Source organism: Variovorax sp. LjRoot130 (assembly GCF_964253755.1).
Lineage (GTDB): Bacteria > Pseudomonadota > Gammaproteobacteria > Burkholderiales > Burkholderiaceae_C > Variovorax.
Genome location: NZ_CAXURM020000001.1, coordinates 1574042 through 1597078 on the forward strand (window position 1 = coordinate 1574042; position 23037 = coordinate 1597078).

At 67.3% G+C, this 23037-nt stretch carries 26 protein-coding genes; 13 read left to right on the top strand and 13 right to left on the bottom strand.

Annotated elements, in window-relative coordinates:
- Nucleotides 1-4 precede the first annotated feature (4 nt).
- A complete protein-coding gene (locus ACSQ86_RS07855) occupies nucleotides 5-1213 on the bottom strand; it encodes a D-amino acid dehydrogenase (protein ID WP_436303212.1) in 1209 nt (402 codons plus the stop codon).
- A gap of 224 nt (nucleotides 1214-1437) precedes the next feature.
- On the opposite strand from ACSQ86_RS07855, the gene ACSQ86_RS07860 reads away from it, so the two are divergent.
- From ACSQ86_RS07860 to ACSQ86_RS07880, 5 genes are all read left to right on the top strand, one after another.
- Nucleotides 1438-2322, top strand: coding sequence for a transporter substrate-binding domain-containing protein (locus tag ACSQ86_RS07860; protein WP_436308686.1), 885 nt, complete (start codon nucleotides 1438-1440; stop codon nucleotides 2320-2322).
- A gap of 128 nt (nucleotides 2323-2450) precedes the next feature.
- Nucleotides 2451-3359, top strand: coding sequence for a dienelactone hydrolase family protein (locus ACSQ86_RS07865; protein ID WP_436303214.1), 909 nt, complete (start codon nucleotides 2451-2453; stop codon nucleotides 3357-3359).
- A gap of 72 nt (nucleotides 3360-3431) precedes the next feature.
- Complete coding sequence (locus tag ACSQ86_RS07870) at nucleotides 3432-4322, top strand: ZIP family metal transporter (RefSeq protein WP_436303215.1); 891 nt, start codon at nucleotides 3432-3434, stop codon at nucleotides 4320-4322.
- 129 nt (nucleotides 4323-4451) lie between these two features.
- Nucleotides 4452-4688 (top strand): hypothetical protein, encoded by a 237-nt coding sequence (locus ACSQ86_RS07875; protein ID WP_093106340.1) that lies wholly within the window; start codon nucleotides 4452-4454, stop codon nucleotides 4686-4688.
- 22 nt (nucleotides 4689-4710) lie between these two features.
- Complete coding sequence (locus tag ACSQ86_RS07880) at nucleotides 4711-5259, top strand: DUF421 domain-containing protein (protein ID WP_436308687.1); 549 nt, start codon at nucleotides 4711-4713, stop codon at nucleotides 5257-5259.
- Nucleotides 5260-5274: 15 nt separating this feature from the next.
- On the opposite strand, the gene ACSQ86_RS07885 is transcribed toward ACSQ86_RS07880, so the two are convergent.
- From ACSQ86_RS07885 to ACSQ86_RS07925, 9 genes are all read right to left on the bottom strand, one after another.
- A complete protein-coding gene (locus tag ACSQ86_RS07885) occupies nucleotides 5275-5484 on the bottom strand; it encodes a dodecin (protein WP_093106336.1) in 210 nt (69 codons plus the stop codon).
- 66 nt (nucleotides 5485-5550) lie between these two features.
- Entirely contained in the window at nucleotides 5551-6033 is a 483-nt protein-coding gene (locus ACSQ86_RS07890) for a hemerythrin domain-containing protein (protein ID WP_436308688.1), read from the bottom strand.
- Between the two features lie 163 nt (nucleotides 6034-6196).
- Nucleotides 6197-6802, bottom strand: coding sequence for a DUF3299 domain-containing protein (locus ACSQ86_RS07895; RefSeq protein ID WP_436292649.1), 606 nt, complete (start codon nucleotides 6800-6802; stop codon nucleotides 6197-6199).
- Between the two features lie 2 nt (nucleotides 6803-6804).
- Complete coding sequence (locus ACSQ86_RS07900) at nucleotides 6805-8067, bottom strand: ABC transporter permease (protein ID WP_436308689.1); 1263 nt, start codon at nucleotides 8065-8067, stop codon at nucleotides 6805-6807.
- A complete protein-coding gene (locus ACSQ86_RS07905) occupies nucleotides 8064-8771 on the bottom strand; it encodes an ABC transporter ATP-binding protein (protein WP_436308690.1) in 708 nt (235 codons plus the stop codon). Before ACSQ86_RS07905 ends, ACSQ86_RS07900 begins: the two co-directional genes overlap by 4 nt.
- Nucleotides 8768-9322 carry a DUF2796 domain-containing protein gene (locus ACSQ86_RS07910; RefSeq protein WP_436308691.1) on the bottom strand — a complete coding sequence of 185 codons (555 nt, stop codon included), beginning with the start codon at nucleotides 9320-9322 and terminating at the stop codon, nucleotides 8768-8770. The genes ACSQ86_RS07905 and ACSQ86_RS07910 overlap by 4 nt, the downstream gene beginning before the upstream one ends.
- Nucleotides 9319-10230, bottom strand: a complete 912-nt coding sequence (locus tag ACSQ86_RS07915) for a sulfurtransferase (protein ID WP_436308692.1) — start codon at nucleotides 10228-10230, stop codon at nucleotides 9319-9321. The genes ACSQ86_RS07910 and ACSQ86_RS07915 overlap by 4 nt, the downstream gene beginning before the upstream one ends.
- A 10-nt stretch (nucleotides 10231-10240) precedes the next feature.
- The gene (locus ACSQ86_RS07920; protein WP_436308693.1) at nucleotides 10241-11173 is read right to left on the bottom strand and encodes a DMT family transporter; all 933 of its coding nucleotides are present in this window, start codon (nucleotides 11171-11173) and stop codon (nucleotides 10241-10243) included.
- A 9-nt stretch (nucleotides 11174-11182) separates the two neighbouring features.
- Complete coding sequence (locus tag ACSQ86_RS07925) at nucleotides 11183-12319, bottom strand: aromatic ring-hydroxylating oxygenase subunit alpha (protein ID WP_436292654.1); 1137 nt, start codon at nucleotides 12317-12319, stop codon at nucleotides 11183-11185.
- 182 nt (nucleotides 12320-12501) lie between these two features.
- On the opposite strand from ACSQ86_RS07925, the gene xseB reads away from it, so the two are divergent.
- From xseB to ACSQ86_RS07945, 4 genes are all read left to right on the top strand, one after another.
- Nucleotides 12502-12777: an exodeoxyribonuclease VII small subunit gene (gene xseB / locus ACSQ86_RS07930; RefSeq protein WP_436308694.1), complete on the top strand. Its 276-nt coding sequence runs from the start codon at nucleotides 12502-12504 to the stop codon at nucleotides 12775-12777.
- Nucleotides 12774-13691, top strand: a complete 918-nt coding sequence (locus ACSQ86_RS07935) for a polyprenyl synthetase family protein (RefSeq protein ID WP_093106315.1) — start codon at nucleotides 12774-12776, stop codon at nucleotides 13689-13691. Before xseB ends, ACSQ86_RS07935 begins: the two co-directional genes overlap by 4 nt.
- A gap of 15 nt (nucleotides 13692-13706) precedes the next feature.
- Nucleotides 13707-15590: a 1-deoxy-D-xylulose-5-phosphate synthase gene (dxs, locus tag ACSQ86_RS07940; protein ID WP_436303222.1), complete on the top strand. Its 1884-nt coding sequence runs from the start codon at nucleotides 13707-13709 to the stop codon at nucleotides 15588-15590.
- An 89-nt stretch (nucleotides 15591-15679) separates the two neighbouring features.
- Nucleotides 15680-16759 carry a TRAP transporter substrate-binding protein gene (locus ACSQ86_RS07945; protein ID WP_436292656.1) on the top strand — a complete coding sequence of 360 codons (1080 nt, stop codon included), beginning with the start codon at nucleotides 15680-15682 and terminating at the stop codon, nucleotides 16757-16759.
- 34 nt (nucleotides 16760-16793) lie between these two features.
- On the opposite strand, the gene ACSQ86_RS07950 is transcribed toward ACSQ86_RS07945, so the two are convergent.
- Genes ACSQ86_RS07950 through ACSQ86_RS07960 form a run of 3 tightly spaced genes read right to left on the bottom strand, consistent with a single transcriptional unit; the run spans nucleotide 16794 to nucleotide 19386 of the window.
- On the bottom strand, nucleotides 16794-17255 hold the full coding sequence (locus tag ACSQ86_RS07950; protein WP_436303223.1) for a hypothetical protein: 462 nt from the start codon (nucleotides 17253-17255) through the stop codon (nucleotides 16794-16796).
- The gene (locus tag ACSQ86_RS07955) at nucleotides 17252-18793 is read right to left on the bottom strand and encodes a TRAP transporter large permease (protein WP_436308695.1); all 1542 of its coding nucleotides are present in this window, start codon (nucleotides 18791-18793) and stop codon (nucleotides 17252-17254) included. The genes ACSQ86_RS07950 and ACSQ86_RS07955 overlap by 4 nt, the downstream gene beginning before the upstream one ends.
- Nucleotides 18794-18846: 53 nt before the next feature.
- The gene (locus ACSQ86_RS07960) at nucleotides 18847-19386 is read right to left on the bottom strand and encodes a TRAP transporter small permease subunit (RefSeq protein ID WP_093106303.1); all 540 of its coding nucleotides are present in this window, start codon (nucleotides 19384-19386) and stop codon (nucleotides 18847-18849) included.
- Between the two features lie 168 nt (nucleotides 19387-19554).
- On the opposite strand from ACSQ86_RS07960, the gene ACSQ86_RS07965 reads away from it, so the two are divergent.
- The 4 genes from ACSQ86_RS07965 to ypfJ are packed head-to-tail and all read left to right on the top strand — an operon-like array spanning nucleotide 19555 to nucleotide 23003.
- Complete coding sequence (locus ACSQ86_RS07965; protein WP_436303225.1) at nucleotides 19555-20847, top strand: SUMF1/EgtB/PvdO family nonheme iron enzyme; 1293 nt, start codon at nucleotides 19555-19557, stop codon at nucleotides 20845-20847.
- Nucleotides 20848-20877: 30 nt separating this feature from the next.
- Entirely contained in the window at nucleotides 20878-21534 is a 657-nt protein-coding gene (locus ACSQ86_RS07970; protein WP_093106297.1) for a TetR/AcrR family transcriptional regulator, read from the top strand.
- Between the two features lie 7 nt (nucleotides 21535-21541).
- Nucleotides 21542-22108 carry a dCTP deaminase gene (gene dcd / locus ACSQ86_RS07975; protein WP_093106295.1) on the top strand — a complete coding sequence of 189 codons (567 nt, stop codon included), beginning with the start codon at nucleotides 21542-21544 and terminating at the stop codon, nucleotides 22106-22108.
- A 13-nt stretch (nucleotides 22109-22121) separates the two neighbouring features.
- On the top strand, nucleotides 22122-23003 hold the full coding sequence (ypfJ, locus tag ACSQ86_RS07980; protein ID WP_436303226.1) for a KPN_02809 family neutral zinc metallopeptidase: 882 nt from the start codon (nucleotides 22122-22124) through the stop codon (nucleotides 23001-23003).
- The last annotated feature ends 34 nt before the right edge of the window (nucleotides 23004-23037 follow it).

Here is a 23037-nt window from a genome sequence, read left to right on the forward strand (position 1 = left end):
CGGCTTAGACGAGGCTTTGCGCGACGCGCTGCGCCGAACCGAAAGCCAGCGTGAAGCCCAGCGCCCCGTGCCCGGTGTTGAACAGCATGTTGGACGGGGCGCCCGCCAGGCGGCCGATGATCGGCACGCCGGTCGGCGTGGCCGGGCGCATGCCGGTCCAGGGATGCAGTACCTCGAAGCGGCTCGCCTGCGGGAACACGGCGCGCGTCGCCTCGGCCAGCGTCTCGATGCGCGTGGCGGGGATGCTCGCATCGTGCCCCACGAGCTCGGCCATGCCAGCCACCCGCAAGCGCGACCCGATGCGCGCGAACACCACCTTGCGTGCGCTGTCGGTCACGCTCACCTGCGGCGCGGCGCCGGGCGCCGGATCGACGTCGACCGTGATGCTGTAGCCCTTGAGCGGATAGACCGGCAGGTAGGCGCCCAACTGGAGTCCAAGCCGGTGCGATGCCGCGCCAAGTGCCATGACGAAGGCATCGGCTTCCACGTCGCCGGCGCCGGTCTGCACCGCGGTCACGCGGTCGTTGCGGACATCGAAGCCGCGCACTTCGCAATCGAGCACGAAGCCCACGCCGCGCGCGCGCAGCGCGCGCTCGAGTGCGATGCAGACCTTGAGGCAGTCCGCGGCGCACTCGCTCGGCGTGTGGATGGCGCCGGCCATCCGGGCGCGGTAGCCGGCCAGCGCGGGCTCGATCGCGATGCACTCCTCGGGCGTGACGAGGCGCTGTTCGCTGCCCATCGCCTGCTGCAGTTCGAGTTGCCGGCGCGCGCCTTCGAGCGCGCCGGCGCTCGCGTAGAGCACCAGCTTGCCGGTGGCGGAGAAGTCGCAGTCGGGCGCCACATCGGCCAGCATCTGCTCGAAGGCGCAGCGGCTCTCCGCGGCGAGCGCGAGCAGGCGCATCGTCGTGTCGCGCGAGGTCCGGGCGTTGCAGGCCGCCAGGAAGGCCAGGCCCCAGCGCCACTGCAGCGGGTCGAGCTGCGGCCGCAGCTTGAGCGGGGAGGAGGGCGAGAGCAGGAGCTTGGGCAGCTGCTTCCAGATCGAGGGATCGGCCAGCGGCTGCACATACGAATAGCTCAGCTGGGCGCCGTTGCCGCCGCTCGCACCGGCGCCCGGCGCGGCGCGATCGATCACGCTCACCTCGAAGCCCTGCCGGTTCAATTGCCAGGCCGTGGCCAGGCCCACGATGCCGGCACCCAGCACGCACACATGCATGACGCTCCTTCCTGTCGCTGCTTGTTGTTGGATGCGAGCGACTCTAGGGCCGCATCGTTCGAGCGTGAAATGCCAAAACCGCCGCGGGCCATAGCCAAAGCTCATGCCCTCCGGTGGCTGCCCATAACTTTTGGTCATGGCCATGGGCGCAAAAGGAATTGTGACCGGCGCATGAATCGTTCCTACACTCCGCAACACATTCCATATCCACCGAAAGGGCTCGCATGAAACTTTCCGCATTGATGGCCGCCGTTCTGCTCACCGTTGCCGCGACGGGCGCGCAAGCCGCCGACACCCTGGCCAAGATCGCCGAGTCCGGCAAGATCACGCTGGCCTACCGCGAGTCTTCGGTGCCCTTCAGCTATCTCGACGGCCCGAACAAGCCGATCGGCTTCTCGGTCGAGCTGTCCAACACGGTGGTCGAGGCGGTGAAGAAGAAGCTCAACAAGCCGAACCTGCAGGTGGCGCTGATGCCGGTGACCTCGCAGAACCGGATCCCGCTGATCCAGAACGGCACCATCGACCTGGAGTGCGGCTCGACCACCAACAACAGCGCGCGCGGCAAGGACGTGTCCTTCGCCATCAACCACTTCTACACCGGCACGCGCCTGCTGACGAAGAAGTCGTCCAAGATCAAGAACTACGCCGACCTCGCGAAGAAGACGGTGGCCAGCACCACCGGCACCACCAACGCGCTGGTCATGCGCAAGTACAACACCGAGAAGAATCTCGACATGGACATCGTGCTCGGCAAGGACCATGCCGACGCTTTCCTGCTGGTCGAGAGCGACCGCGCGGTGGCTTTCGCGATGGACGACATCCTGCTCTTCGGCCTGATCGCCAACGCGAAGAACCCGGCCGAATTCGAAGTGGTCGGCGATGCGCTGCAGGTCGAGCCCTACGCCTGCATGCTGCCCAAGGACGACGCGGCCTTCAAGAAGGTGGTGGACGACACCATCGTCGGCCTCATGAAGAGCGGCGAGTTCGAGAAGATGTACAACAAGTGGTTCCTGTCGCCGATCGCGCCGAAGAACGCGCCGCTCAACCTGCCGATGAGCCCGCAGCTGCGCGACAACATCAAAACTCCGAGCGACAAGCCAGCGACCTGACGGGTTGAGGCGCGCCTCCGGCGGAGCACGGAACCTCGCGGCGCATTCTCCGCTCTGATCGCCTACATTGCGGCGTGCGCTTCGCAGCTGCGCCTTCTTTGTCCGTCGATCAACTGGAGTAATACGACATGCCTCAATTCGATACGGGTTCCGAGCTGAAAGCCGAATTCGATTCGCTTCGCCCCGGCGAAAGCACGGAACAGGGCGCCACGCGCCGCACCGCGCTGAAAGCTGCGATCGGCGTCGGCTACGCGGCCGCCACGCTGCCCATCGCTGCGCAGACCGCGATCAAGACTCCGGCCGACGGCCTCAAGGCCGGCCCCATCAAGTACAACGTCAACGGCTTCGACGTACCGGGCTATGCGGCTGCACCGGCCGGCAAGACCGGTCTGCCGGTGGTGCTCGTGATCCAGGAGATCTTCGGCGTGCACGAGTACATCGCCGGCACCTGCCGGCGCTTCGCCAAGGCCGGCTACCTGGCGATCGCGCCCGAGCTTTATGCGCGGCAGGGCGACCCGAGGACCTACACCGACATTCCGAAGTTGCAGGCCGAGGTGGTCAGCAAGGTGCCCGATGCCCAGGTCATGGCCGACCTCGACGGCGCGCTGAAATACGCGGCCGCCAACGGCGGCGACGTGGACGAGGCCGCGATCACCGGCTTCTGCTGGGGCGGTCGCATCGTCTGGCTCTATGCAGCCACCGGCAAGGTCAAGGCCGGCGTGGCCTGGTACGGCCGCCTGGTCGGCCAGCCCAGCGAACTCACGCCCAGGCATCCGATCGACATCGCCGCCACCCTCAAGGCGCCGGTGCTCGGCCTCTATGGCGGCAAGGACCAGGGCATCCCCCTTGACACGGTTGATAAGATGAAAGCGGCTCTGGCAACCGGCACTCCGGCGGCCAAGGCCTCCCAGTTCGTCGTGTACCCCGAAGCGGGCCATGCCTTCCATGCCGACTACCGGCCGAGCTACGTTGCCGGCCCTGCCGAAGACGGCTGGAAGCGCACCCTGGCCTGGTTCCAAGCCAACGGTGTCGCCTAGAGAGCGGCATTCGCCAGCTGCTTTCCACCGAAAGCCGTCCGATGGGCGGCTTTTATTTTTTATGAAGCAGTCATGAACCTGTTAGCCATCATCGCCGCGACCCTGGTCGCCGGCATCGGAAGTGTCTGGATCGCCGCGCTGCTGCTGCGCGTGGGCGTGAAGAGCGGCGGCGGCGGCGTGAATCCGCAGCATCTGCTGAGCCTGGCCGCCGGCGCGCTGCTGGCCACCGCTTTCATGCATCTCCTGCCCGAGGCTTTCGAGAGCCGCATCGAGCCCGGCCTGCTGTTCGGCGTGCTGCTGTTCGGCCTGGTCTTCTTCTTCCTGCTCGACAAGGCCGAGCTGTGGCACCACGGCCACGAGCATCACCACGATGGCGAGGCCCGCGAAGCGCACGGGCATGACCACCACGATCGGCACGACCATGCGCACGCCCATTCGGATCCTCATGGCCACACTTCCAAGGGTGGCGGCTGGGCCGTGCTCACCGGCGACAGCGTGCACTGCTTCGGTGACGGCATCCTGATCGCGTCGGCCTTCATCGCCGACCTGCGCCTGGGCCTGGTGGCGGCGCTCGCGGTGCTGGCGCACGAGGTGCCGCACCACATCGGCGATTTGGTCGTGCTGCGCCAGAGTTCGCCCAATCCGCGCGCCGCGCTGATCAAGGTCTCGCTCGCCGGCACCATGACCGCGCTGGGCGGGCTGGCCGGCTGGTGGCTGGTCGATCGGCTGCACGGCTGGCTGCCGTACTTCCTGGTGCTGGCCTCCAGCAGCTTCGTCTACGTCGCGCTGGCCGACCTGATCCCGCAACTGCAGAAGCGCCTGGCCGCGCGCCAGACCGCCTTGCAGATCGCCTGGCTCGCGGTCGGCATCCTGCTGGTCATGGGGGTGAGCCGGCTGGCCCACGGCGACCACGAACACACCGATCCGGCGCACGCGCACGAAGAGCACGGCCACAAGCACTGAAGGCGCAGATGGGGCGCTCTCCGACACGCCGGCCTGCGCCGTAGGTCCACACTCGGGGCTGTTCAACGCGACCGAGGAGGCTCACACTTGGGGGCTGCCCAACGCGATCCATCAGTCAAGGAGCCGATCATGACCAGCGCCGATCCCCCGCTGCGTTCCGCTGTTACAAGCGACAACCCGACGGACGACGAACTCGACGACGAGCTGCCCGAAGACGAGGCCGAGGCCGAGGAAGAAGAAGAGGCCGAAGCTGCTGACGAGTTGTCGGAGGAGACCGGCATCGATCTGACCGACGCCAGCGAACTCGATGCCGACAACGTGCCGGCCGACGAGGAGTTCGACCGCGTGATGCAAGCGCCGGATTGAAACTCCAGGTCGAGGTCGGCGCATGGACGGTGAATTGGCCGAGCTGTTCGCCTTCCACATACCGGTGTGGGAGATCATGCTGCGCGGCAGCGCGATCTACTGGTTCCTGCTGCTGCTGTTCCGCTTCATCCTGCGGCGCGATGCCGGATCGCTGGGCATCGCCGATCTGCTGTTCGTCGTGCTCATCGCCGACGCATCGAGCAACGCGATGCAGGGCGAATACCGCTCGATCGCCGAGGGCTTCGTGCTGCTCGCCACGCTGGCGGCCTGGAACTACATGCTCGACTGGGCCAGCTTCCGCAGCAAAGCGATCAAGCGCCTGATGGAGCCGCCGCCCGAACCGCTGGTCCGCGACGGCAAGATGGTCTGGAAGGCGCTCAAGCGCAACCTGATCACCGAGGACGAACTGAAGTCCAAGCTGCGCGAGAAGGGGATCGAAGCGATGGACGCCATCCGGCTCGCCTACCTCGAAAGCGACGGCCAGATCAGCGTGCTCGAGCGCGCCGGGCCTCAGAGCGGCGCTGGCAAGCAGCACGACCAGCCTGCGCCGCGGCGTCCGGGCGCAGGCTGAGCCGCGCGCGGGCTTTCAGTCTTCGAGCGTGAAGCCCACCTTCAGCGTCACCTGCCAGTGCGCCACCTTGCCGTCCTGCACATGGCCGCGGGTCTCGGTGACCTCGAACCACTGGATGTTGCGCACCGACTCGCTGGCCTTCGAGATCGCGCGCAGCACGGCGTCGTCGCTGCTCGTGGGCGAGGAGCCGGTGAGTTCGAGGAGTTTGTAGACGTGGTTGGACATGGAGCGCTCCTTGACGATGGAACAGGGGCGATGCCGCGGATGGCACCGGCCTGTCCATCATAGGCTTCAGGCCATCGCTTCCTGGTGCTGCATCAGCTCCTCCTTGCGCGCCGCGAGCTGCTCCTTCAGCGCGACCAGATCCATCTTGGACTTGCGCGCCTTGTCGAAGATCTGTTCGCGCTCTTCCTTCACATGGTGATCGATGTATTCGCCGAGCACGATCACCTTGGCATCGAACAGCGCCTCCTCGGGGCCCATGGATTCGATCTGCGCGATCAGTTCCTTGGCCGTCGAATGCTCCACGGTGGCTTCGTCGAGCAGCGGATCGTCGTGGATGGCGGCGCGCGCCGCCGGATAGAAGATCTCTTCCTCGATCTGCGCATGCACGCTCAGCTCGCGGCAGATCTGGTCGGCCAAGGCCTCGCGCTGATCGGCGGGCGCCTTGGCTTCGGCCAGCTTGCTGAATTCCTGGAACAGCTTTTTCACGGCGATGTGGTCCGCGTCCAGCAGATCGACGGCGTCGTTCTTCTTTGGAGGTGCTTTGCTCATGATGCTGATTCCTTTGGTGGGATGTCGTGGGTGGATTTCGTGGGCGGCGCAGCCGCGTGCCTGCGCCAGGGGCCACACTAGAAATCGCACCGTGCCGACCCTGTGAGGGTCTGCATGACATGCGCGTAGGACGAACGCGATCCCCGCGCGACAGCGCTGGCAGCTACTTGGCGCCGCCCGTGTACTTGGTCACGCTCTCGGCCGTGACGTGATAGCCGCTCACGCCCATCATCGAGTCGTTGCGCAGGGTCTGCAGCTTGCCGGTGACCCACACCGTGTCCATGGCGCGGAACTTCGCACCCTGGCGCGGGCGCACGTGCAGGATCTGATTGGCCGGCGGCGGCGGCGTGTGGATGCAGGCGCCGAAGTAGGGCACCAGCAGGAACTCGGTGACCTCACCCTTGTTCTCCTCGAGCGGCACGATGAAGCCCGGGATCTTCACCTCGACGCCGTTCATCGCCGGATTGGTCGGCGCGTTGTTCGAGACCTCCTGCATCTTCAGCAGCAGGTCGTTGGCGCGCGGATCGCCGTCTTCGAGCTTGCTCAGGTCCATGCCCTTGAATTCCTTCATCGGGTCCCAGTCCTTGGGCACCAGCTCTTCCCACGAGATGAGCCGGGGCTGGCCCGCCGCGGGCTTGGCGGCAGCGGCCTTGCCGCCGATCGGATTGGTCGGCGAGGTCGCCTGCGGCGCGGGGTCGGCCGCGAAGGCCGCGGTTGCAGCGGCGGTGCACAGGGCCATGAGCAGGGGGCGCAGCATCGTCTTCTTCATCTTCAAATCCTCGGTGAGAGTCCATCGGCCAGCGAGAGTCTGTAGGCGCGCACGCCCGGCAGCAGGCTGGCCAGCCAGCCGGCTGCGAGCAGGCTGGCGAGCAGTATCCATTCGTTCAGTGTAGGTTCGCTCAGGCGAAGCGCCAGGCCGAACTGGGCCTGCAGCCATGGCGCGAGCAGGGCGATGCCGAGCACCGCCAAGACCACGCCGATCGCCACGCCCAGCAGCGTGACCAGTGCGCCTTCGAGCGCCAGCAGCGCCAGCACGTGGCGCAGGCTGGCACCTACCGCGCGCAGCACCGCGAGCTCGCGGCGGCGTTCGTTGAGGCCGGCCATCACCACCGACACCAGGCCGGCGAGGCTGACCAGCGCGACCAGCGCCGACATCAGCAGGAGTGCGTTCTCGCCGATGCCGACCACGCTCCAGAGCTCGTCGAGCGCCACGCCCGGCAGGATGGCCATCAGCGCTTCGGCGGGGTAGGTCGAGACCCAGCGCTGCACGCCGAACACCGCCGCGCGGTTCTTGAGGCCGACCAGCACCGCGGTCACGTTCTTGGGCGTGAGATCGAACTTGCGCACCTGCTCGGCCGGAATCCGAACGCCCGGCAGCGGCGCGCCGCCGGCCCATTCGAGATGGATGGCTTCCATCGCCGGCAGGCCGATGTGCACCGTGCGGTCGACCGGCGTGCCGGTGCGCGCCAGCACGCCCACCACCGTGAAGGGCTTGTCCGCGTGCTCGGCCACGTTGAGCTCGCCGCTGCCGTGCGCGAGCGTGATCTTCTGGCCCACGTGGTAGCCCAGCCGGTCGGCCACCTCGGCGCCGACGACCGCATCGAAGAGCTCGGCTAGGGCCGTGCCCTCGCGCAGCTGCAGCGGCTGGCGCTCGCCGTAGCGGAAGTGCTGGAAGTACTCGGGCGTGGTCGCGAGCACCGCAAAGCCGCGGTGCGAATCGCCGAGCGAGAGCGGCAGGACCCAGTCCACGCCCGGGTGCTGGGCCAGCGCCTGCACGCTCTTCCACTGCATGTTGTTGGTGGCGGCGCCGATGCGGAACACCGAGTAGAGCAGGAGCTGCGAAGAGCCCGTGCGCGCGCCCACGATCAGGTCGGTGCCCGAGACGGAGGACGAGAAGTTCTCGCGCAGCTCGGTGCGGATGCGTTCGACGCCGAGCAGCAGGAAGGTCGACAGCGCGATCGACAGCACCGTGAGCGCGAGCGTGAAGCGGCGGTTCCAGGCGCTCTTCCAGGCGATGCCGAACAAGGCCTTCATGCAGCGGCTCCCACGGCCGCGGCGCGATTGATATCGGGCAGGAGGATGTGGCGGCCGAAGCGCGCCGCGATGCGCTGGTCATGGCTCACGAACACCAATGCGCTGTGACTGGCCTGGCAGGCCGCGACCAGCACGTCGAGAAAAGCCTCGCGCCGGTCTTCGTCGAGCGCCGAGGTCGGCTCGTCGGCGATCACGACCTCCGGCTGGCCGATCAGCGCGCGCGCCGCCGCCACGCGCTGCTGCTGGCCCACCGAGAGCAGCATGGCCTGGCGCTGCCACAGGCTGGCGTCCAGACCCATCCGTTCCAGAAGCTGCTGTGCCTGCACCCGCGCCGAACCCGCGCGCGAGGCCTGCGCCATGCGGCGGGCCGAGAAGCGGCAAGGCAGGAGCACGTTGTCGAGCACGCTGAGGTAGGGCAGCAGGTTGAACTGCTGGAAGATGTAGCCCACATGCGCAACCCGGTTGCGGTCGCGCGCGCTGCCCGAGAGTGCGGCCCAGTCGTGGCCCAGCAGCGTGACGCGGCCTGCACCGGCCACCAGCACGCCGGCCAGCAACGACAGCAGCGTGCTCTTGCCGCAGCCGCTGGGACCGTGCAGGAACACGGCCTCGCCGGCCGCGATCTCGAGCCGCTCGATGTCGATGCAGGGTGCGCCGGCGTCGGGCCAGGCGAAGCGCAGCGACTCGACGCTGAGAACCGGAGTCACTTGCCCCAGGCCAGCCGTGAATTCGGTCGTTTCAGCGTGCGCTTGAACTGGCCTTCGCGCGAAACGATCTGGGCATCGATCTGGCGCATGCCCTTGAAGGCGGTGAACAGGCCGATGTCGATGAATTTCGCCGCTGCCGCATTGGTGCAATTGAAGGCAAAGGTGCCGTCCAGGTCGGCGTGGCCTTCGGCGGCGCCGGTGCCGGCCTCGGCCTTGCCCAGGCCCAGCACCGTCGATTGCAGTGCGATCGGGCCGAGCTTGCAGTTGGCTGCCGGATCGATCTTGAACAGTTGGTCGGCCGCGCGCAACTGGGCGACCGCAGCCTCCGCGGTCTTCTTCTCGGCATCGGTCTTCGGCGCATGCTCGAAGCCGACGAAATTCTCGAGTGGCGACTCCATCGCAATCACGATCGCCGGCCCGTCTATCGCGACGTCGAGCTTGACCTGGCCGTGCACATGCGCGCGTTGCTGTGCCTGCGCCATGGTGGCCCAGGGCGCCGCCGCGAGCAGGGACGCCAGCGCGAGACCGGAAAAAGCGCGTTGGAAATTCATGCTTTCGCACCTTGCCGGGTCGGCAGCCCCGGCGTGTTGCTCCACTCGCTCCAGCTGCCGGCATAGAGCGCGGTCGGCCCCAGCCCGGCGATCTGCATCGCGAGCAGGTTGGGCACGGCGCTCACGCCGCTGCCGCAGTGATGGACGACCGTTGCGGGATCCCGGCCCGCCAGCAGCGCTTCGAACTCGGCGCGCAACTGGGCGGCCGGCTTGAACTTGCCGTCGGGACCGAGGTTTTCGGTGAAGGGCCGGTTCAGGGCCCCGGGGATGTGACCCGCGATCGGGTCCAGAGGTTCCACCTCGCCGCGATAACGTGCTGCGGCGCGCGCATCGATCAGCGTCTGGTCAGCTTTCTCGAGCCGCGAGGCGACGGTCTGCGTGTCGGCGAGCGCGAGCAAGGGCGTGCCGGCGACGAAGTTCGACTGGAAGCGCGCGGGCTCTTCGCGGGCGGTCACTGCGCCACCCGCCGCCTGCCAGGCCTGCAGCCCGCCGTCGAGCACGGCCACGGCCTCGTGCCCCATCCACTTGAGCATCCACCAGAGCCGGCCGCAGTAGTTGGCGCCGTTGCGGTCGTAGACCACGGCCTGCATGTTGTTGCCAAAGCCGACGCTGGACAGCCAGGCCGCGAACTTCTCGCGGCTGGGCAGCGGGTGGCGCCCGCCCGAGGCTGGCGGGCCCTCGTCCGTCGTCACGATTACCACCTCGCCGCGCGCGCCGGGCAGGCCGTGCTTCGCGCTCAGGTCGGTGTCGAGGTTGGCGTAGACCGCGCCCGGAATGTGGGCCGCGCGGTACTGCTCGCCGCCGGCTTCGGGCTTCATCAGGTCGAAGCTGCAGTCGAACACCATCAGCGGTGCGCCGCTGTCCTGCAGCGCCATGAGCTGGTCGACGGAAATCAGGGTCGTGTACATATGAGCTCCTTCAATGCTCTTCCGCAGGCGCCTTGGGCAGCGAGCGCTGGCGCAACACGGTGGCGGCGATCCCGCTCACGACAATCAATGCCATGCCGGCCCAACCGGCCGCGTCGATGCGGTCGCCGAACAGCAGCACGCTGTAGATCGCCGCGAAGACGATGCCCGAATACTGCAGGTTCGCGACCACCAGCGTACCGCTTTCGGTCTTGGCACTGGAATAGGCGCGCGTCATGCAAAGCTGTCCCAGCGCCGCCAACACGCCCACCGGCACCAGCCACAGCGCATGGCGCCAGGTCCATTCGGCCCAGGGCGTGAAGCCGCCCAGCAGGGCGGCCAGCCCGCCCGCCACCGCGGAGCCGAGCGCGAAGTAGAACACCGTGCGCGCCTCGGGCTCGCCGGCCCGCGAGAGCGCCACCACCTGCATGTAGGCGAAGGCGGCGGTCAGCCCGGACAAGAGCCCTATGAGCCCCGCAAAACCCTGGTTGTCGCCCACCGCGGGCTTGAGCATCAGCACCACGCCGCCGAAGCCCGCGAGCACGGTGAGCACCAGCGGGCCTTGCAGCGGCGGCCGCGGTATGCGTCCGTCGCGGCCCGGCACCGGCACCCAGGCGAGCAGGGCGCCCCCGACCAGGAAGGCGGCGATCCAGACGCTGCTCATGTAGTTGAGCGTCATCGCGGTGGCGAGCGGCATGTGCGCGATCGCGTAGAACCAGGCGCCGAGCGAGAACACGCCGATCAAACTGCGCCATGCGTGCATGCCGGGGTAGCGCGTGGCCAGCGTGACGCCGCGGCTTCTCGCCAGCACCCAGAGGAAGACGATGCCGATCAGCCCGCGGTAGAGCACCAGCTCGGCGCTCGTGAACCAGGCCGAGGCGACCTTCACGCACACGCCCATGGTGGCGAAGATCAGTGCGCCCAGCACCATCCAGAGCGCCTGCATCGCGGGGTCTTAAGCCTTCATCTCGTGGCGGTACCACTCATGGAACTGCAGCATGCCGTCTTCCATCGGGCTCTGGTAGGGACCGCTCTCGTCGTCGCCGCGCTGCATCAGCGCGCGGCGGCCGGCGTCCATGCGCTCCGCGATCTCGTCGTCTTCCACGCAGGTCTCCATGTAGGCGGCCTGCTGCGCCTCGACGAACTCGCGCTCGAAGGCGACGATCTCCTCGGGATAGAAGAACTCGACCATGTTGAGCGTCTTCTGCGGGCCCACCGGATGCAGGGTCGAGACCGTGAGCACGTGCGGGTACCACTCGATCATCACGTGCGGGTAGTAGGTGAGCCAGATCGCGCCGTACTTGGGCGGCTTGCCCTCGCGGTACTTCAGCAGCTGCTCCTGCCACTTCTGATAGACCGGGCTGCCGGCGCGGCCGAGCCGGTTGGCGACGCCGACCGTCTGCACCGAGTAGTAGCGATTGAATTCCCAGCGCAGGTCGTCGCAGGTGACGAAGCTGCCGAGGCCCGGATGAAAGGGGCCGACATGGTAGTCCTCGAGGTAGACCTCGATGAAGGTCTTCCAGTTGTAGTTGCACTCGTGCAGCTCGACGCGGTCGAGCGCATAGCCCTCGAAGTCGAGGTCGGCGCGCGGGCCGAGGCTCGCGAGTTCGGCCGCGATGTCGCGCTTCCTGCCCGTGGCGTTCTTCTCGAACAGGAGGCCGTTCCACTCGGTCAGCGGGTAGTTGTGCAGGTTGAGGCAGGGGTCCTGCTCGAAATGCGGTGCGCCGATCAGCTGGCCGGTGGTGCGCGGGTCGGCCGCCGCATAGGTCCAGCGGTGCAGCGGACAGACGATGTTGCCGCCGGTCTGGGCATCGAGCTCGCCGCGGCCCTGCAGGATCAGCGCCTGGCGGTGGCGGCACACGTTGGAAACCAGCTCCACGCCCTTGGGCGTGTGCACCAGCGCGCGGCCCTGCTGCTCCTGCGGCAGGGTGTGGTAGTTGCCCGGCTCGGGCACGGCGAGCCGGTGGCCGACGTAGCGCGGGCCGGCGGCGAAAAGCGTTTGCAGCTCGCGGGCATAGAGCGCCTCGTCGAAGTACGCGGAAACCGGGAGTTGGCTCGAAGCCTGCTGCAGTTGAAGACTTAAATCAGACATGGGTGACCTGACCAAGCTCCCCACAGGGAGAGAAAGAGAACGGAAGGCTGCCGTCGAAGAGGGGTGCGACGGCTCGGTGAAAAATGCCGGCGGGTGCCGGCTTGGGAGACCTGGGATTGTACCCGTGGGCATAGGCTCACGCCCCCCGCCCTAAAATGCCCGGTTTCATCCCCGATCGCCGCATGCCCAAGGTGCCTCCCATTTCTCCGCCGGCCCCGCCTGCCTCGCCTGCCTCGCCCGACACCGGTGCACTGCCCGCAAGCTACGAAGCCGGGCTCCAGGAACTCGAACAGCTGGTGACCGAACTCGAATCGGGCCAGTTGCCGCTCGACCAGCTGCTCGGCAGCTACCAGCGCGGTGCGGTGCTGCTCGCGTTCTGCCGCGACAAGCTGCAGGCGGTCGAAGACCAGATCAAGGTGCTCGACGCGGGCGGCCTCAAGGTCTGGACCGGCGAATGACGGTCGCGGATGCCTTGCGCTGGGATGCCCGACGCCTTGCCGCGTGGAGCGATCCGCAGCTGGCGCGCGTCGAGGCCGCGCTGTCGCAATGGGTCGGCATCGACGCGCCGGTGCTGCTCGGCGACGCGATGCGCTATGCCGTGCTCGACGGCGGCAAGCGGCTGCGTCCCTTGCTGGTGTTCGCGGCCAGCGAGGCCGTCGGCGGCCAGGCCGAGGCCGCGCTGCGCGCTGCCTGCGCGGTCGAGCTGATCCATGCCTATTCGCTGGTGCACGACGACCTGCCGTGCATGGACAACGACGTGCTGCGCCGCGGCAAGCCGACCGTGCACGTGAAGTTCGGCGAAGCCGATGCACTCCTGGCCGGCGATGCCTTGCAGGCGCTGGCCTTCGAATTGCTCACGCCCGATGGCGACGGCATCGCGCCCGTGGTGCAGGCGACCCTGTGCCGCTTGTTGGCCCGTGCGGCCGGCAGCCAGGGCATGGCCGGCGGCCAAGCCATCGATCTCGCGAGCGTCGGCGTGGCGCTCGACGAGGCGCAGCTGCGCGAGATGCATCGGCTCAAGACCGGCGCCCTGCTGCAGGGCAGCGTCGAGATGGGCGCGGCTTGCGGCGGCACCATCGCGGCCGATGCGCTCGCGGCGCTGCGCGACTACGGTGCGGCCATCGGCCTCGCCTTCCAGGTGGTGGATGACATCCTCGACGTCGTCGCCGATTCGCAGACCCTGGGCAAGACCGCCGGCAAGGACGCCGCGAGCGACAAGCCCACCTACGTGTCCCTGCTCGGCCTCGACGGCGCGCGGGCCCAGGCCCGCGAACTGCTGGCCCAGGCGCTGGCCGCGCTCGATCGCAGCACGCTGGCCGATACCGGCGCGCTGCGCGCGCTGGCCCACATGGTCGTGGACCGCGACCGATAACAAAAAAGTCTCCCCATGGCTCCGTTGCTCCCCACGATCCACGATCCTTCCGTCCTGCGGCAGTTCGACCGCGCGCAGCTCAAGCAGCTGGCCGACGAAGTGCGCAGCTGCGTGCTCGACAACGTGTCGCGCACCGGCGGGCACCTGAGCTCCAACCTCGGCACGGTCGAGCTCACGGTCGCGCTGCACCATGTGTTCAACACGCCGCACGACCGGCTGGTGTGGGACGTGGGCCACCAGACCTATCCGCACAAGATCCTGACCGGCCGGCGCGAGCGCATGCCCACGCTGCGCCAGATCGGCGGCATCTCCGGCTTTCCGCAACGCACCGAGAGCGAGTACGACACCTTCGGCACCGCGCATTCGTCGACCAGCATCTCGGCCGCGCTCGGCATGGCGATGGCGGCCAAGCAGAAGGGCGAGGACCGCCACGCGGTCGCGATCATCGGCGACGGCGCGCTGACCGCCGGCATGGCCTTCGAGGCGCTCAACAACGCGGGGGTCTGCCACTGCAAGCTGCTGGTGATCCTGAACGACAACGACATGTCGATCAGCCCGCCGGTCGGCGCGCTCAACCGCTACCTCGCGCAGCTCATGAGCGGCAACTTCTACGCCGCGGCCAAGAACGTCGGCAAGACCGTGCTGCGCGCCGCGCCGCCGCTGTTCGAGCTGGCCAAGCGCTTCGAGCAGCATGCCAAGGGCATGGTGGTGCCGGCCACGCTGTTCGAGCAATTCGGCTTCAACTACGTCGGCCCGATCGACGGCCACGACATCGATTCGCTGGTGCCGACGCTCGAGAATCTCAAGCATCTCGAAGGCCCGCAGTTCCTGCACGTGGTCACCAAGAAGGGCCAGGGCTACAAGCTGGCCGAGGCCGATCCGGTGGCCTACCACGGGCCTTCCAAGTTCGATCCGGCGGTCGGCCTCGTCAAGCCCGCCACGGCGCCCAAGCAGACCTTCACGCAGGTCTTCGGCAGCTGGCTGTGCGACATGGCCGCGCAGGACGGCCGGCTGGTCGGCATCACGCCCGCGATGCGCGAGGGCTCGGGGCTGGTCGAGTTCGAGCAGCGCTTTCCCGAGCGCTACTACGACGTCGGCATCGCCGAGCAGCATGCGGTCACCTTCGCGGCCGGCCTGGCCTGCGAAGGGCTCAAGCCGGTGGTTGCGATCTATTCGACCTTCCTGCAGCGCGCCTACGACCAGCTGATCCACGACGTTGCGATCCAGAACCTGCCGGTGGTGTTCGCGCTCGACCGCGCCGGCCTGGTGGGTGCCGACGGCGCCACGCATGCGGGCGCCTACGACATCGCCTTCATCCGCTGCATTCCCAACATGAGCCTGGCCTGCCCGGCGGACGAGGCCGAGTGCCGGCAGCTGCTCTCCAGCGCCTTCGCGCAGAACCATCCGGTGGCGGTGCGCTATCCGCGCGGCGCTGGCGCCGGCGTCACGCCCGGTCTCACGCTCGACGCGCTGCCCTTCGGCAAGGGCGAAGTCCGCCGCGAAGGCAAGCGCATCGCCATCCTCGCTTTCGGCACCTTGCTCTATCCGGCGCTGAAGGCCGCAGAGGCGCTCGATGCCACGGTGCTCAACATGCGCTGGGCCAAGCCGCTCGACGTCGAGCTGCTGCTGCAGGTGGCCGGCACGCACGATGCCATCGTGACGATCGAGGAGGGTGCCGTCATGGGCGGCGCGGGCAGTGCCGTGCTGGAAGCCTTGCAGGCCGCGCAGGTGGACAAGCCCGTGCTGCAACTCGGCCTGCCCGATCGCTTCATCGAGCATGGCGACCCGGGCAAGCTGCTGGCCAGCATCGGCCTCGATGCGGCGGGCATCGAGCAATCGATCCGGCAGCGCTTCGGCGATGCGTCTGCCGCAGGGAAAACCCCCCCCGGCACGGTGTAAGCACTTTTTACAATCGCGCTCGACTCAACAAGTCAGCAACGCGGCCACAAGCCGCGTTCTCGTTTTTCAATGCACTCGGAGTGAATTCAATGGATCGTCGTTCCCTCATCAAAAACGCAGGCATCGCCGGCGTCCTCGCTGCCGGCATCGCGCCGGCAGTCCATGCGCAGGCCGCGGTTCGCTGGCGTCTGGCATCCAGCTTCCCGAAGTCGCTGGACACCATCTTCGGAACGGCCGAGACGTTCTCGAAAAAGGTGAGCGACATAACGGGCGGCAAGTTCCAGATCTCGGTGCATGCCAGTGGTGAGCTGATGCCGGCCTTGGGTGTGCTCGACGGCGTGCAGAACGCTTCGGTCGAGATGGCGCACACCGCGCCGTACTACTTCTACGGCAAGGACCCGACCTTCGCGTTGGGCTGTGCGGTGCCCTTCGGCATGAACACGCGCCAGATGAACGCATGGATGTACGAAGGCAACGGCCTGAAGCTGATGCGCGAGTTCTACGCCAAGTACAACGTCTTCAGTCTGCCGGGCGGCAATACGGGCGCGCAGATGGGCGGCTGGTTCCGCAAGGAAATCAAGTCGGTCGCCGACCTGAAGGGCCTGAAGTTCCGCACCAACCCGATCGCGGGCAAGGTGCTCGAGCCCTTCGGCATGATCCCGCAATCGATCCCGGGCGCCGACCTGTATCCCGCGCTCGAGAAGGGCACGATCGACGCGCTCGAGTGGGTCGGCCCGTACGACGATCAGAAGCTCGGCTTCAACAAGGTTGCGCCGTTCTACTACTACCCTGGCTGGTGGGAAGGCGGCCCGCAGCTGGACTTCTATATCAATAGCAAGGCATGGGAAGGCCTGCCGGCCGAATACAAGGCGGTGGTCGAGGTGGCTGCTGCGCATGCCCACGTCACGATGACGGCCAAGTACGATGCCAAGAACCCGATCGCGCTCAAGCAGCTGGTCGGTTCCGGCACCAAGCTGCGCCCCTTCACGCAGGACGTGATGAACGCGGCCTTCAAGTCGGCCCAGCAGATCTACGCGGACCTGAACAACAGCAACCCGGAGTGGAAGAAGGTCTACACCGACTACGCCAAGTTCCTGGCCGACCAGAATGCCTGGTTCCGCTTCACCGAAGGCACCTACGATCGCTTCATGCAGCAGCAGAAGCTCTGAGCGCGCTTCGCTTCAAGACAAAAAGCCCCGCCGGTTACGGCGGGGCTTTTTTCATGGCGATGCGCTCGGCGACGCGTTCGGCAAAGCCCGTGAGCAGCCGCGCGTCGGCCGAATGGAACCAGGTGACGGCGCCATTGCGGCGGCGCACCAGCAGGCGCGGCGCAATGACACGCTCGAGCCAGCGCCAGTGCACGAGCTTGAGTTGCGCCACGTCGGCCGCATGCTCGCGCTTGGTCCAGAGCCAGGTCTGCGTGAGCACATCGCCTTCGAGGCGCGTGCGGCTGTAGACGATCCAGTAGCCGACCCAGAGGATGCACAGGGCCGCCACTCCAAAAACCAGGAGGCTGGGCGTGGACCAGTCGACGCTCCGCAGCGACGGCAGGCTCCAGAGGCCGAAGCCGATCAGGTCGATCACCAGAACGACCGCCAGCGTTCGCACGAAAGGCGGGTAGGCCGGGCTCTCCAGCGCGACAGGGGCGTCGACTGCGTCGCTCACTGCTTCTTGTCGGCGCCAGGGCTCGGGGGCTCGGGCTCCGGCATCGGCAGGGCGTCGGGCTCGGCCGGCTTCTGGGTGCCGAACGGATCTTCCATGTTGATGCTGCTGCCCGGCCCCTGCGAGTCGGCCGGCATCTCGAGCTGCACCTTGTCGACGTCGACCTCGATCTTCTTGTCGAGGAACACGGTAACGGCCTGCGGGAAGAAGATCACGATCGCCACCAGCAGCAGCTGCAGCCCGACCCACGGGATCGCGCCCAGGTAGATGTCGCGCGAATCGATCTTGCGCGGCAGCGCGTTGTTCTTGAACAGCGTGTCGGCGATGCCGCGCAGGTAGAACAGCGCGAAGCCGAAGGGCGGATGCATGAAGGAGGTCTGCATGTTCACGCACAAGAGCACGCCGAACCACACCATGTCGATGCCGAGCTTGGCCGCGACCGGCCCGAGCATCGGCAGGATGATGAAGGCGATCTCGAAGAAGTCGAGGAAGAAGGCCAGGAAGAAGACGAAGATGTTGACGACGATCAGGAAGCCGATCTGTCCGCCGGGCAGGCCCGAGAGCATGTGCTCGATCCACTTCGCGCCGTCCACGCCCTGGAACACGAGCGAGAACACGCGCGAGCCGATCAGGATGAAGACCACCATGGCGGTGAGGCGCATGGTGCCGTTCATCGCTTCCTTGAGCATCGGCCAGTTGAGCCGCCGGTGGAGCGCGGCCAGCAGCAGCGAGCCGACGGCGCCCATCGCGCCGGCCTCGGTCGGCGTCGCGATCGCATGCTCCATGAAGGGCAGGCCGCCCATCGAGCCGAGCACGGCGAAGATCAGGATGGCCGAGGGGATGATGCCGCGCAGGCACTTGCCCCACAGCGCCCAGCCGACGAGCGTGCGTGCGGTGACCGGCACGCCGGGCACGTAGCTCGGGCGGATGCGCGAAACCAGGAAGGTGTAGAGCGCGAAGATCAGCACCTGCAGGATCGAGGGCCCCCACGCGCCCTTGTACATCTGGCCGACGTCGGTGCCGAGCTGGTCGGCCATGACGATCAGCACGAGGGAAGGCGGCACCAGCTGCGTGATGGTGCCCGAGGCCGCCAGCACGCCGGTGGAGTAGCGCATGTTGTAGCCGTAGCGCATCATCACCGGCAGCGAGATCATCGCCATCGCGATCACCTGGCCGGCCACGGTGCCGGTGATGGCGCCGAGGATGAAGCCGACGATGATCACCGAGTAGCCGAGGCCGCCGCGCACCGGGCCGAAGAGCTGGCCCATCGAGTCGAGCATGTCCTCGGCCAGGCCGCACTTCTCGAGCACGGAGCCCATCAGCGTGAAGAAGGGGATTGCCAGCAACGTCTCGTTGGACAGGATGCCGAACACGTTGAGCGGCAGGTTGGCCATGAAGCCGGCCGGGAACCAGCCCATCTCGATCGCGATGAAGCCGCTGAGCAGGCCCAGCGCCGAGAGCGAAAACGCGACCGGAAAACCGATCAGCATGATCACGATCAGCCCCGCGAACATGATCGGGGCGAAATTTTCCATCTGCATTTCTTATCCTGCGAAGCGGTGCGTGGGACAGCGGGGACTCGTGGCGGCGGTGCTCACTGCACCGGCTTCTCGTAGTGCGTGTCCATCTCGATCAGGCCGCGCAGGTAGGCGACGCGCTTGATGATTTCCGCCACGCCCTGCAGGAACATGGCGCCGAAGCCCAGCGGCATCATCAAGGCCGCGGGCCAGCGGATGAGGCCGCCGATGTTGCCCGACATCTCACCGCTCCTGAGCATGCCGAGGAAGAAGGGGAGGGTCAGCCAGAAGAGCAGGCCCATCACCGGCAGCAGGAAGAAGACCAGGCCGAAGAGGTCGACGTACACCGGGCCATTGCGCCTGAGCTTGCCGTAGATGATGTCCACGCGCACGTGTTCGTTGAGCTTGAGCACGAGCGGCGCGCCGAGCATCACGGTGGCGGCGAACAGGTACCACTGGATCTCGAGCCACGCATTGGAGCTGAAGTCCAGGCCGTAGCGCACGAAGGCGTTGCCGGCGGAGATCACCGAGGCGGCGAGGACGGCCCACGCCGCCACCTTGCCGAACTGGGCACTGATCCAGTCCATGGCCAGCGCGAATTTGAGGAATGCGGACAAGGCTTGTCTCCCTGCGGGAAAAGTTCTGGCGCCAGTCGGGGGGGGGGTCGGCGCAAAGCCCGCAATGGTAACGCCGTGCTGCAAGGCCTCGACAGGGCGCGAGCGACGGGTTTACCCGTGGAGTTCCATGGCCGTAGCGAGCCGCAAGGCAGGTGGCCATAATGGCCCATGCCTTCGAGCCCGCCGTCCAGCACGCCCTTCGGCACCCCCAGCCTGCCTTTTTCGATCGATTCGCCCGACATGCGTCGTGCGGGCCGCGAACTGCTCTCGCTGGCGCTGATCGATGCGCGCAATTACACGCTGCATCTGCTTTCGCTTTACGAACAGGCGCTGGGTTCTGCTGCGTTGGCCGTTCCCCGCCAGGACGGGGTCGAGCCGCCGGTGTGGTTGGCCGGCCACATCGGCTGGTTCGCGGAATGGTGGATCGGGCGCAATACCCAGCGCGCCTTCGGGGTCGACTGCCCGGTGCGTCCGACGCGGCTGGCTGCGATCGAACCGCAGGCCGACGCGTGCTGGAATCCGGCGCAGATCGCCTGGGTGGACCGCTGGTCGCCCCAGCTGCCCGATCTCGCGCAGACCAAGGCCTATCTGCTCGACACGCTGGAAAGCACGCTCGAACTGCTCGAACATGCAGTCGAGACCGATACCGGTCTTTACTTCTACCGGCTCGCGCTGTTCCACGAAGACTTGCGCGGTGAGCAACTGGTGGTGATGGCCCAGACGCTGGGTTTGCCGCTGGGCATCGAGCAGGAGCCGGCCGCGGTCGAGCGCGAGCCGCTCCTCATGCCGGCCACCGCCTGGGAGCTGGGCGTGGCCGACGCCGGCTTCGCGTTCGCGCAGGAGCGAGGCGTGCTCCAGGTCGAAGTGCCGGAGTTCGAGATCGACGCCCAGCCCGTCACCTGGAGCCAGTACGTGGAATTCGTCGACGACGGCGGCTACGACCGCGAGGACTTGTGGCATCCCGAAGGACTCCTGTGGCTCGAGCGGCAGGCCGAAGGGCGGCGCGGCCCGCGCCATGTGGCCCAGATCGGCGCCGCGCGCCATGGTGCCGGCGGTTCCGTGCTGCAGCAGCGTTTCGGCCGGACGGTGCGCGCGGCGGGCAACCAGAGCGCGGTGCACGTGGCCTGGTGGGAGGCCGATGCCTGGGCGCGCTGGGCCGGGCGCCGTCTTGCGACCGAGGTGGAGTGGGAAATCGCGGCCCACACCGCCGCGCGCCGCGGCTTCCGCTGGGCCGACGTCCATGAATGGACCGCGGGCACGCTGAAGCCCTGGCCGGGCTTCCGTGCCGATCCCTGGAGCGGCGGCACCGAGTTCGATCCGCAGCCGGTCTTCGGCCAGGCCCACGTGCTGCGCGGCGCATCGCTCGCCACGCGCGCGCGCCTGCGCTCGCCGAAGCGCCGCGGCTTTGCGATGCCGCAGCGCGACGACGGTTTCTTCGGGTTCCGCACTTGCGCATATTGACAACAACATCAACGGAAAGGGCGCTGCCGAATGGCTCGCGTGCGTGACCCGGCCGGCTACGACGGCCAGCGAGAAATGATTCTTTCCAATGCGGCGCAGCTGTTCGCGCAGCGCGGCTTTGCGGGTACTTCGATGAACGAGGTGGCCGCAGCCTGCGGCGTGTCGAAGGCCACGCTCTATCACTACGTGCGCGACAAGCACGACCTGGCGGTGCGCATCGCCGAGGAGCACGTGCAGAGGCTCGAGTCGGTGGTGCAGGAGGTGCTGCGCGAGCACCAGGCGCCCGAGGCCCGGCTCGCCGAACTCATCCGGCGCTTCGTGGCGGAGTACGCGATTGCCCAGAACGCCCAGCGCGTGCTGACCGAAGACGTGCGCTTCCTGCGCGAAGAGGACCAGGAGCGCATCTTGAACGTGGAGCGGCGCGTGGTCGCGGCCTTCGCGCGCACCATCGCCGAGGTGCGCGGCGAGGATCCGCAAAGCAAGCTCGGCAAGCCGATGGCGATGCTGCTGTTCGGCATGATCAACTGGATGTTCACCTGGCTCAAGCCGGGGCGCGAACTCGATCACGACGCGATCGGCGCGATGGTGTCCGAACTCTTCTTCGGCGGCGTTCGGGCCGTGACGCTTCCGGAGGCGCTCGCGGCCGATCAGCGGCATGCCACAATCCGCGGCACCCCCGCAGCGTAGACCTCACATGAGCATCAAGAGCGACAAATGGATCCGGCGCATGGCCGAGAAGAACGGCATGATCGAGCCCTTCGAACCAGGCCAGATCCGCGAGCAGGACGGCCATCGCATCATCAGCTACGGCACCTCGAGCTACGGCTACGACATCCGCTGCGCGCCCGAGTTCAAGGTCTTCACCAACATCCACAGCACGGTGGTCGATCCGAAGAACTTCGACGAGAAGAGCTTCGTCGATTTCCATGGCGACAGCTGCATCATCCCGCCCAACAGCTTCGCGCTGGCACGCACGATGGAGTACTTCCGCATCCCGCGCAACGTGCTGACCATCTGCCTGGGCAAGAGCACCTATGCGCGCTGCGGCATCATCGTCAACGTCACGCCCTTCGAGCCCGAATGGGAAGGCTACGTGACGCTGGAATTCAGCAACACCACGCCGCTGCCGGCCAAGATCTATGCCGGCGAGGGTTGCGCGCAGGTGCTGTTCTTCGAGAGTGACGAGGTCTGCGAAACGAGCTACAAAGACCGCGGCGGCAAGTACCAGGGCCAGCGGGGTGTGACACTGCCGAAGGCCTGAGCAGGAGAGCGTCATGAAGTGGGAAGGCAACCGCGAATCCGACAACGTGGAAGACCGCCGGGACGAAGGCGGCGGCGGCTTCGGCGGCTTGCCGATCGGCGGGCGGAGTGTCGGCATCGGCACCATCGTCGTGGCACTGCTTGCGGGCTGGATCTTCGGCATCAATCCGCTCACGCTGCTCAGCATGTTCGCCGGCGGCGGCGAAGCGCCGATCGTCCAGCAGCAGCAGCGGGCTCCGGCGCCGCCGGCCAACGACGAGGCGGCACGCTTCGTCTCGGTCGTGCTGGCCGACACCGAGGACGTCTGGACCCCGATCTTCCAGCAGGCCGGTTCGACCTACCGCCAGCCCAGGCTGGTGTTGTTCCGCGGCGCCACGCCCACGGCCTGCGGCACCGGCCAGAGCGCCATGGGTCCCTTCTACTGTCCGGGCGACCAGAAGGTCTACATCGATCTCGGCTTCTTCGACACCCTGAAGCGCGAACTCGGCGCCCCGGGCGAGTTCGCGCAGGCCTACGTGATCGCGCATGAGGTCGGCCACCATGTGCAGAACCAGCTCGGCATCACGGGCAAGGTCGATTCGATGCGCGGCCGCATCAGCCAGGCCGACAGCAATGCGCTGAGCGTGCGCGTCGAACTGCAAGCCGACTGTTTCGCCGGCGTCTGGGCCAACAAGGCGCAGAACGCGCGCCAGATCCTCGAGCAGGGCGACGTGGAGTCGGCGATGAACGCCGCCGCGAAGATCGGCGACGACGCGCTGCAGCGTTCGGCCGGCCGGGCGGTGGTGCCCGACAGCTTCACCCACGGCACCAGCGCCCAGCGCCAGCGCTGGTTCACGAACGGGCTGAAGAGTGGTTCGATGAAGGCCTGCGACACTTTCAATACCCGCAATCTTTGAGGCGCAGGGGCTCGATGGCCCGTTTTTACTGCGA